At 73.3% G+C, this 247-nt stretch carries 1 protein-coding gene; it reads right to left on the bottom strand.

The features are described 5' to 3' along the window. The coding region (gene mreC, locus ACTHS4_RS12325) for a rod shape-determining protein MreC (protein ID WP_440366030.1) at positions 1-247 on the bottom strand (247 nt) is incomplete at both ends.

Raw genomic sequence — 247 nt, 5'->3', positions numbered from 1 at the left:
GCCGTAATCCGCGGCCAACCGCACCCGCAGCCGGCCGTCGCTGGCCAGCGCCACCTGGCCCACCGGCAGGCCCGGCGGGAACACGCCCCCATCGCCCGAGCTGACCACCCGGTCGCCGGGGCGCAGGTTTTCCGGGCTTTCGATGAAATCCAGCGCCGGCAGGGCGGTATTGTCCCCGGTCAGCAGCGCGTGCTGGCCCGAGGGCAGGATCGTCACCGGGATGCGGCTGGAGGGATCGGTCAGCAGC

This window comes from Neisseria sp. P0014.S009, assembly GCF_051958155.1.
GTDB classification, from domain to species: Bacteria; Pseudomonadota; Gammaproteobacteria; order Burkholderiales; family Neisseriaceae; genus Neisseria; species Neisseria flavescens_C.
This window is presented reverse-complemented; position numbering and strand designations above follow the sequence as displayed.